Consider the following 8074-nt stretch of genomic DNA (forward strand, 5'->3'; position numbering starts at 1 on the left):
CCGCCACGGGTCGCCGCGTTGCGCCGCAGCTCCCGCGAGATCGTCGACGGCGAAAAGCGAAGCTGGCGCGCGATCTCACGCACACCATGGTCGCGGGCGCGCAGGATGGCGGTGGTCGATCCCATCCCACTGTTTTAGCCCCGTCGTGAGGAGAGCCGGGCCGTGCGGTTTGGAGCTCTGCTGCCACGTGCTGATGCAACGATGTCAGTCCGGCAAGTCCGGCAAGTCCGGCCAGTTCGGCAAGACTTGGAGGTTGTTGCCGGACTGGTCAAGCTCACCTCAGTCCGGCCAGTCCGGCCAGTCCGGCAAGTCCGGCAAGTCGGGCAGGGGTCAGGACTTGTTGCCGGACTGGTTGTCGTCGCGTGGGTGTAGCAATTCCGGCAGGGCAGACTGTACCTACGCCAAGTGAGAGAAGAAGGCGTCGGATGACCACCCGAACCAGGGTTGGCCGCTATGTCGCCGTTGACGACCCTCCTGTTGCCGTATCCGGTGAGGCGGGCTTGGTCTCGTCCCGGATCCATTGGAGGTAGGTCGGGTTGCCGCCGTTGATCGGCCGTGTGCTGATACTCGGCACCTGATACGGATGCTCCTGCTCGGCCAGTCGCACGATGTCGGCCACAAGCTCAGTGCGAGTGTGCAGCGACGCCCGCCCCTCTTGGCGCTCGTTGACCTGGTCGTTCCAGCGGTACACCGATTGGATCGGCGCGAAGTTGTGTGCGGCCGAGCAGAGATGTCGTTCAACGAGCTTGCGTGTGAACGCTAGAAGCCAGTCCGGGTCCGGCGCGGTGATCACCACTTCGCAGAGGTCACTCATCGGTCCTGGCCCCGTTTCGCGCGATGAGGTCGGTCATGGTGGCTTCGGAATCCTCGGAGGTCTTTCCCATACTGGCCCAGCCGGTCATGATCTTGTCGTCGTAGCCGAGGCCGACCCAGCGACCGGACATGTGTATGCCATGCGGATGCATCACGAGATACATCGTGCCCTTGGACCGGATCGAGCCGTCGTTGGCGGCGTACCAGCCGGTAAGGACCTCGTTGTCCCAGAACTTGAGTTCGCCGGTCCAGAGGTAGCCGCCCTCGGAAGGGCCAAGCCCACGCCGGGTTGCGGCGATGTGCACGAGGTCGCCTTCTTGCCGCATGTGAATCGGCTGCGTGGCGACTTTCTCCACTCCGTCGCGGTACGTCTGCCACGACGCCCACCAGTCACCGGTGATGGTGACGCGGTTCGCGGGTCGTCCCGCCAGCTCACTCACGGAGATGCCTAGAGCGTCCGCGATCGCGATCGCAACCGACAGTAACGGTTGCTGATCCCCAGCCTCGTAGCGCCGGATTTGCCGCGTGTCTACGCCCGCTGCCTCTGCGAGAGCTGCCTGAGAGAGGCCGAGGTTAGCTCGGCGCTGCCGGATCACTTCGCCCATGTCCACCGCTCCATTGTTGCGCGGACCCTTAAGTCCTTGACAGGAGGACTAACACGCCCATAGTAGGGCGTTATAGTCCGCATTGAGGGCAGGCAAGACCGCCTTGGGGTTCGATCAGAAGGACGTGAGATGCCAATTGACGCAGGTTCCAGTTCCCGGCGACGTGGCTGCGGCTTGGCGCCTGCACCGCGCGGCCGGGAAGTCGCTGGTGGCGGCGTGACTCAGGAGCGCGTGTTGAAGGCGTGCCTGGCGGCCGCTGCGGTGCTGGTTGCCGTGACGGTCATCGGGGCCGTGACCGGGGCTGGCCTGTCTCCGGTGCTGACGGGGGGTCTGGCGCTGTCGGCGTTGTTCGCCGCGATCGGCGCGTCGGCCGCGAGGGGTGGTGGCCGGTCATGACGGCGACTCCGTTGACGTTGGTGGCGTTGCGGGACCGCCCGGGCTGGATGGACCAGCGCGGTGAGACCGCGGTGTGCGCGACGGCTGATCCGGAACAAGGTGTGGTTCCCGCAGAGGGGTGTCCTTGCCGATGCGGCGGTGGCGAAGCGGCTGTGCCGGTCGTGCCCGCTGCTGGACGCGTGCCGGGAGTGGGCATTGGCGCACCCCACGGCTGCCCGTTACGGCGTGTGGGGCGGGCTGAGCGAGCGGGAACGCCGCGCCGAGCGTAAGCGCCGCATCCGTCAACATTCGTCCGCTCCGGCTTCGACGCGAGAGGCGGCGTGATGAGGACGATCCCAGCGACCGGGCGGCCGGATCTGTGGTCGGCGTGTGTGCCGCCAGGCGATGGCCCGGGGTTCCGGTTCGCTGCGCTGCCGCGGAACCCGCTGCGTCGGTGGCGGCTGCGTCGTGCGGTGCGGCGGCTCCGGCGGGAGGTGTCGTGATGACCGTCATCGGACTGCTGCTTGTGGGGGCAGTGCTGTTCGTCCTGGCGTGCCTGGTGATCGCCGCGCGGCGTGGTCTGTGGCTGAAGGTCGAGATCGACCAGCCAGCCGAGACCCGCACGGTGGTGCATCGCCATGTGCACCGGCACGTGCACTACCGCGAGGTAGCGCACCACCACTACCTCCACACGAACCCTGCAATGACCGCGTCCGCCCGGCCAGCGATGCGGGGCGGGTTGCTGGCCCGCGCGGTGCTGCCACGCCCACCCGCAGCACCGGCTGTTGATCCCCGGCTTGTTCAGCACGTCTACGACCCGAAGGAGACCCAGTGAGCGCGATGGAACGCATCGCCGAGGCCGTGTACCGGCTGGTGACCGCGGCTGATGAGGACGAGTTCGCGCACGCATTGACCGAGCTGCGCGACGAGGTCGCCGAACCAGCCACCGAAACCGCGTACACCAACGAGCTGATCGGCGGTTACGTCTCATGACTGTCTACGTCGAGTACCTGCCGCAGGAGAGCACGACTATGGCGACGCGGTCGCAGCTGTGGGCGGACACCGCCGGCGAGTTGCACCGGTTCGCGTTGACGCTCGGTGTGCCGGCTGTTCCGTGGCGGCAGGCTACGACGATCGCTGAGCCGCAGCGGCGCCGCGCGATCTTGATGGGCGCGATCCCGGTGCACACCAACCCGCAGCAACCCGGCTCGCGTGGGCACTCATCGGGGGTGGCTGCGTGAATGGTCAGCCGAAGTTGTCGAAGTCGCAAAAGCTCCTGCGTAACGCGAGCGAGGCGGCGGAGTTGCGTTCGTATCGCATGCATCCGGATGTGGCGGCGTTGGGGATCGAGCGGATCCGCACGGCGGTGGCGGCATTGGTGTGGACCGGGCTGGTGCTCGGCCTGTTGTTCACCATGTCGAATGTGGCGGCGTTCGCCGCCCGTGGTGCGGCGGCGTGGTCGGTGCCGTGGGTGATCGCGTGGCTGTTGGACCCGATGGTGTCGCTGTGCCTGATCGGCGTGCTGATCGCGGAGTCGACCCTGTCCCGGTACCAGCTGGAAGCAGGCCAGTGGGTGCGTGGCGCGAAGTGGGGGCTGCTCGCCGCGACCTATGTGATGAACACGTGGTCGGCGTGGGCGGCGTGGGATGCGTCCCTGATCGTGCTGCACTCCGTGCCGCCGGGGGTGGTGTTCGTGATGGCCGAGGCGGTCACCGACCTACGGTCCCGGCTGACCGACGCTGTGCTCGCCGCGCACCGGTTCGCCACCCGCGCTCAGCACGAGGTGACCGCGCCGCAGCTGGGACCGGACCCGGCGCCACGGCGGGTGGTGCCGGTCGCGGACCGCGCCGCCACGCACGATGGGACCGAGGTGGACCCGACCTCGGCCACGGCCGCGGACCGACACCCCGAGCCGGCGGACCAGCCCACCGGGCCGGCGGACCGGGGCGCGGACCATGCGCGGCGGGTCGCGGACCGGACCGTGACCGGGACCGCGGACACGGCGGGTCCGGATGTGTCGGACCTGCTCGACGCGGGCCGGCAGGTCCGTGACCGGCTGACCGCAGCGGGCCTGAAGGTCACCCGCCGCGCGCTGATCGCCGGCCTGCGCGAGGACGGGCACGCGGTCTCGACGGATCGAGCGGGCGCGCTGCGGCGGGCGTTGAGCGCCGACATCACACCTACCCCTACCCAGACCACCCAGACCACCGGATCGGCTGGTTCGGGCGCCACAGCGGCGTCTGAGGCCGCCTGAGGAGCACGAGAGAGAGCACATGAGCATCCATGACCATCACCGGTTCGGGGAGAAACCCGATCAAGCCGATCGCCAAGATAAAGACGCTGCGGCGGATGTGATCCCGCTGCACCGTGACTCGGAGAAGGACCAGCGTGAGGACCAGGGCCAGGACCGGCCAGCCCCGGCACCGGTGGGGGAGTCGGGGGAGCGGTCGCCGATCATCCCGGGCTTCCTGCGCCGGGACCAGCTCTGGATCACGGTCCGGTCCATGTTGGTGTTGACCGGGTATCGGGTCCGGTTCCATGCGGTGCGGGTCCCGGTGTATGTGGCGCGGACCGGCTGGTACGCGCTGCGCGGGACCGTGGACCTGACCAACGCGGTGCTGCGGTGGTGGCACTGGACCAACGGCTGGACCCTGGAATCGCTGGCGGTGGCGGCGGGCCGGTCCGGGCACCACGACGCGATGAACGCGCACCGCGAGGGCAAGCGCACCCGTGGCACTCGCGGCCGCATCCTCGCCGTCGCCGCCGTCGCCGCGCTCGCCGCGCTGGTCGCGTCTGCGGTGTGGTTGCCGGGCTGGGTCTGGCCGCCGCTGGGCCTGGCCGCGGTGGTCGCGTTGGCGCGGCGCGGCCGGCCCGACGGCCGGTGATCGTTGGGACCGCGGTGGTGCCGACCGCGTACCAGCCACCGACCGCGGAGTCGGTGACCAGGGCGTTCGGGGCGCTGGGGGTCTCGGCGATCAACCAGGTCATCAAGGACGGCACTGGTTTGTCCTGGGTCGCGGACATCCACCGCGATGGCGACGGGTGGGCGCTGGAGCTCGATCTCCCGCACGGGGTGACGGCCAGCGACATCATCAAGAAGCGCGAGGAACTCGCCTCGGGTCTGCGGCGGCCGCATTCGGCGACTTGGCCGGAGAAGGTCCCGCACGAGCACGCGGGCCGGCTGTTCCTGTGGATCGGCCGGCATGACCTGTCGAAGATGAAGCCGGCGAAGTACCCGCTGCTGAAGTCCGGGACCACGGACCTGTTCGACGAGGTCCCGTTCTCGGTCAGCCCGCGGGGCCAGGGCGTGAACGTGCCGGTGTTCGAGACCAACTGGGTGATCGGGGCGGCGCCGGGCCAGGGCAAGACCGCCGCGGTCCGGGTGCTGAGCTGCAACGCCGCGCTGGACCCGCTGGCGGACCTGTGGGGTCCATGAGCTGGCCGGCAAGGGCGACCTGGAGCCGCTGGGGCAGGTCTGCCACCGCTACACCTCCGGCCTCGACGACGAAGCGATCGCGTATGCCGCCGAGTCGGTGAAGATGCTCAAGGCAGAGTTGGACGGACGGCAGGCGGCGTTCAAGAAGCTGCCGCGAGACCGCAAGCCGGACGGCAAGGTCACCCGCGAGGTCGCTGCCGACCCCAAGTACCGGGTCCTTCGCCTGAAGTTCGCGGTCTTCGACGAGGTCCAGAACCTGCTCCTGCACCCGAAGTACGGACCTGCCGCGGCCGGTGATCTGGCGTATGTGATGCGGCTGGGCCGCGCCTACGGCATCGTCGTCGTGCTGTCCACCCAGCGCCCGGACAAGGACTCCCTGCCACCGAAGATCGGCGCGCTGGCGGTGATGCGGTTCTGTCTCAAGGTCGCCGACCAGGTCAGCAACGACATGGTGCTCGGCACCGGCGCCTACAAGGCCGGGTACCGGGCCAGCGACTTCCGCCGCGGCGTCGACGCCGGACTGGGGTGGCTGCTCGGCAGCGCGGACCCGCAGGCGGTCCGCACCTACTACCTGGACCTCAACGACACCGCCAAGATCGCCGCCCGCGCGAGGGCGATGCGGCAGGCCGAGGGTGTGCTGTCCGGGTACGCGCTCGGCGAGGTCGACGACACCGAGCAGCGCAGCTTCGCCGCCGACGTGCTCGCGATGTTCCGCGGCGACGAACCCAACCTGCATACCGCCACCATCGCCGCCCGGCTGGCCGAACATCTCGGTGGCGTGTACGGCGGCATCACCCAAGACGCCGTGGCCAGCCAGCTGCGCCAACTCGGCGTGGAAGTCAAGGACGTCCGCGAACGCGGCAGCGCCAACCGCAAAGGCGTGGCCCGCGCCGCCGTCGAAACCATCGCCGGCGCCGCTGGTGCCTCTGATGAGGGTGTCGCGGGCCCGGGAGGCGAGGCGGATGTGTAGCGCGACACCCAGACACCTGTCGCGCTACCGCGACACCCGCCCACCTGCACAAACACGCAGGCACCGCGACACGCGCTGCCGGCCGCGACGCGCTGACCAGGCATGTCGCGGTGTCGCCACCGACCGCGACGCGCACGACCGGTGGCGGTCTCTAGAGACCCAGCCGCCGCGACACCGACCGGCCGCGACACGACACCGAGAGGGGAGGGCCTGCCCGTGGCGAAGCTGACCATGCTGCGGTGTGGCACCTGCGGGCAGCGGTACTCCAACCCCGCCCGGCACGTGTGCCGCACCCGGCTGGACCGCAAACGCCGACCCGGAAAGACCAGGGTCAAGCCGCGGGTGTCGTTCACCTGCCGCACCTGCGGCAAAGCAACAACGAACCCGCTGATGCACACCTGCCGGGTCCGCACCGACTTCAAACGCCGCAAGGCCCGCCAGGAACGGCTGAGCAAGGCCACGGCGAAGAGTCGCCGTGCCGCTGCACGGCGCAAAGCCGCGCGCAAGACCGCCAGGCCGGCCACTGGCGGCGGCACGTCGTCGCGGGCATCGACGCCGACACCAGCGGCGCCGAGGCCGGCCGCGCCGAGCTTCAACGGCGGGCCGTCGTCGACCTCGGAGGTGGCGAACCACGACTACCGGGAGTGCTTCCAGAAGTCCGCCGGCACACGGTTCGCCGCTGCCCACGACTGCCCGAAATACCCCTGCCGCATCTACCGCGAAGGCCACACCAACGGCCTCGAGGTCGGCCGGCAACTCGGCCACGCCACCGGCTACAGCGAGGGCTACAGCACCGGCTACGCCGAAGCCACCCGCGACCACGCCAACGAAAGGTAACCCACGCATGCAGGCCGCCGTCACCATCTTCCTCGCCACCACAGCCGTCGTCGCCGGTTGGGCACTGTGGCTGCTCGCCCACCCCATCGGCGCCTGCCGCCGCTGCGCCGGCCGCGGCGTCGCCCGCCAACTGTTCACCAACCGCCTGACCGTCTGCGGTCGCTGCCACGGCGCCCGCCTGGTCCGCCGCATCGGCGCCACGTTCGTGCACCGCACCTACTGGTCGTTGCGCGACGACGCTCGCCGCAGTGACCACCTCGCCGCACTCGAACAACGCGGGTTCAGCCCGCAACCACTGCACGACACCACCCACACCACGAGTGAAAGGCAGCACCAGCAATGAGGAAGTTCCTGACCTGGGTACTGATCATCGCCGTCGTCGTCTGGGTCGTCACCTCCCCGGCCAAGGCCGCCGCCGTGATCGACGCAGTCACGACCGCGTTCACCACCATCGTCGGCTCGTTCGGCTGAAAGGACACCCACTGATGCAGACCGTGACCCTGCACTGCGACGCCTGCGGCCACACGTACGACACCGCTCAGCACTCACAGTTCCGCGCGGCGTTCCACGCCGTCGGGGAGGGCTGGACGCTGGTCGGCCGGCCCGGCGCGATGCGTGTGATCTGCCCCGCCTGCCGCTGCCAGCACACCAGCCAGCCCAACCCGCGCAGCCTGACCGCACGGCTACGCCGGCTGATCAGCATGCCCGCCATCTGGCACTGCCCCGTCTGCGGCCGCATCAATGGAACCACCCCACCTGCCCGCCACGACCAGGACGAGGTGCCCCGATGAGACTGCTCGCCGAACTGCGCACCTGGGCCGCCGGTGACTACGGCATCGAAGCCGCCGTCGACCTGCTCGCCGCCCACGGCACCTGGCTGGACCGCCGCGACTTCCGCGACGCCTGCATCCACACCACCGCCGCGCACCTCGTCGACGACTTCGACCTGCCGCGGGTGTGGCTGGATTTCGAGACGGCCGCCGCGGTCGCCGACCGTGGGCGGCTGCCTGCGTCCGGCAGCGAGCTGCAGGTCCTCGC

Annotated in this window: 14 protein-coding genes; 11 read left to right on the forward strand and 3 right to left on the reverse strand. The window is 69.6% G+C overall.

Features of this window, described 5'->3' with window-relative positions:
• The 3 genes from GEV07_30090 to GEV07_30100 form a co-directional block, all read right to left on the reverse strand.
• A partial coding sequence (locus GEV07_30090) for a helix-turn-helix domain-containing protein (GenBank protein MQA06767.1) occupies positions 1-125 on the reverse strand: 125 nt, incomplete at its 3' end.
• A gap of 326 nt (positions 126-451) precedes the next feature.
• Positions 452-814 (reverse strand): divalent cation tolerance protein CutA, encoded by a 363-nt coding sequence (locus GEV07_30095; GenBank protein MQA06768.1) that lies wholly within the window; start codon positions 812-814, stop codon positions 452-454.
• Entirely contained in the window at positions 807-1418 is a 612-nt protein-coding gene (locus GEV07_30100) for a helix-turn-helix domain-containing protein (protein MQA06769.1), read from the reverse strand. The genes GEV07_30095 and GEV07_30100 overlap by 8 nt, the downstream gene beginning before the upstream one ends.
• A 456-nt stretch (positions 1419-1874) precedes the next feature.
• On the opposite strand from GEV07_30100, the gene GEV07_30105 reads away from it, so the two are divergent.
• The 11 genes from GEV07_30105 to GEV07_30155 form a co-directional block, all read left to right on the forward strand.
• Positions 1875-2138: a WhiB family transcriptional regulator gene (locus tag GEV07_30105; protein ID MQA06770.1), complete on the forward strand. Its 264-nt coding sequence runs from the start codon at positions 1875-1877 to the stop codon at positions 2136-2138.
• Positions 2139-2295: 157 nt separating this feature from the next.
• Positions 2296-2628 (forward strand): hypothetical protein, encoded by a 333-nt coding sequence (locus GEV07_30110; GenBank protein ID MQA06771.1) that lies wholly within the window; start codon positions 2296-2298, stop codon positions 2626-2628.
• Positions 2629-2782: 154 nt separating this feature from the next.
• Positions 2783-3034, forward strand: coding sequence for a DUF4031 domain-containing protein (locus GEV07_30115; GenBank protein MQA06772.1), 252 nt, complete (start codon positions 2783-2785; stop codon positions 3032-3034).
• 89 nt (positions 3035-3123) lie between these two features.
• Positions 3124-4047 (forward strand): hypothetical protein, encoded by a 924-nt coding sequence (locus GEV07_30120; GenBank protein MQA06773.1) that lies wholly within the window; start codon positions 3124-3126, stop codon positions 4045-4047.
• 97 nt (positions 4048-4144) lie between these two features.
• The gene (locus GEV07_30125; protein ID MQA06774.1) at positions 4145-4678 is read left to right on the forward strand and encodes a hypothetical protein; all 534 of its coding nucleotides are present in this window, start codon (positions 4145-4147) and stop codon (positions 4676-4678) included.
• Entirely contained in the window at positions 4675-5229 is a 555-nt protein-coding gene (locus GEV07_30130) for a hypothetical protein (protein MQA06775.1), read from the forward strand. The genes GEV07_30125 and GEV07_30130 overlap by 4 nt, the downstream gene beginning before the upstream one ends.
• 103 nt (positions 5230-5332) lie before the next feature.
• The gene (locus GEV07_30135; protein MQA06776.1) at positions 5333-6199 is read left to right on the forward strand and encodes a hypothetical protein; all 867 of its coding nucleotides are present in this window, start codon (positions 5333-5335) and stop codon (positions 6197-6199) included.
• Between the two features lie 216 nt (positions 6200-6415).
• Positions 6416-7036, forward strand: a complete 621-nt coding sequence (locus GEV07_30140) for a hypothetical protein (protein MQA06777.1) — start codon at positions 6416-6418, stop codon at positions 7034-7036.
• Between the two features lie 7 nt (positions 7037-7043).
• On the forward strand, positions 7044-7379 hold the full coding sequence (locus GEV07_30145; GenBank protein ID MQA06778.1) for a hypothetical protein: 336 nt from the start codon (positions 7044-7046) through the stop codon (positions 7377-7379).
• A 142-nt stretch (positions 7380-7521) separates the two neighbouring features.
• Positions 7522-7827, forward strand: a complete 306-nt coding sequence (locus GEV07_30150) for a hypothetical protein (GenBank protein ID MQA06779.1) — start codon at positions 7522-7524, stop codon at positions 7825-7827.
• Positions 7824-8074 (forward strand): hypothetical protein (locus GEV07_30155; protein ID MQA06780.1); only part of this gene is annotated, 251 nt, incomplete at its 3' end. The genes GEV07_30150 and GEV07_30155, both read left to right, overlap by 4 nt.

This window comes from Streptosporangiales bacterium (assembly GCA_009379825.1).
Lineage (GTDB): Bacteria > Actinomycetota > Actinomycetes > Streptosporangiales > WHST01 > WHST01.

Coding starts and splice junctions, on each gene's coding strand:
- GEV07_30095 (MQA06768.1), bottom strand. CDS start 814: ATGAGTGACCTCTGCGAAGTGGTGATCACCGCGCCGGACCCGGACTGG.
- GEV07_30100 (MQA06769.1), bottom strand. CDS start 1,418: ATGGGCGAAGTGATCCGGCAGCGCCGAGCTAACCTCGGCCTCTCTCAG.
- GEV07_30110 (MQA06771.1), top strand. CDS start 2,296: ATGACCGTCATCGGACTGCTGCTTGTGGGGGCAGTGCTGTTCGTCCTG.
- GEV07_30115 (MQA06772.1), top strand. CDS start 2,783: ATGACTGTCTACGTCGAGTACCTGCCGCAGGAGAGCACGACTATGGCG.
- GEV07_30135 (MQA06776.1), top strand. CDS start 5,333: ATGCTCAAGGCAGAGTTGGACGGACGGCAGGCGGCGTTCAAGAAGCTG.
- GEV07_30145 (MQA06778.1), top strand. CDS start 7,044: ATGCAGGCCGCCGTCACCATCTTCCTCGCCACCACAGCCGTCGTCGCC.
- GEV07_30150 (MQA06779.1), top strand. CDS start 7,522: ATGCAGACCGTGACCCTGCACTGCGACGCCTGCGGCCACACGTACGAC.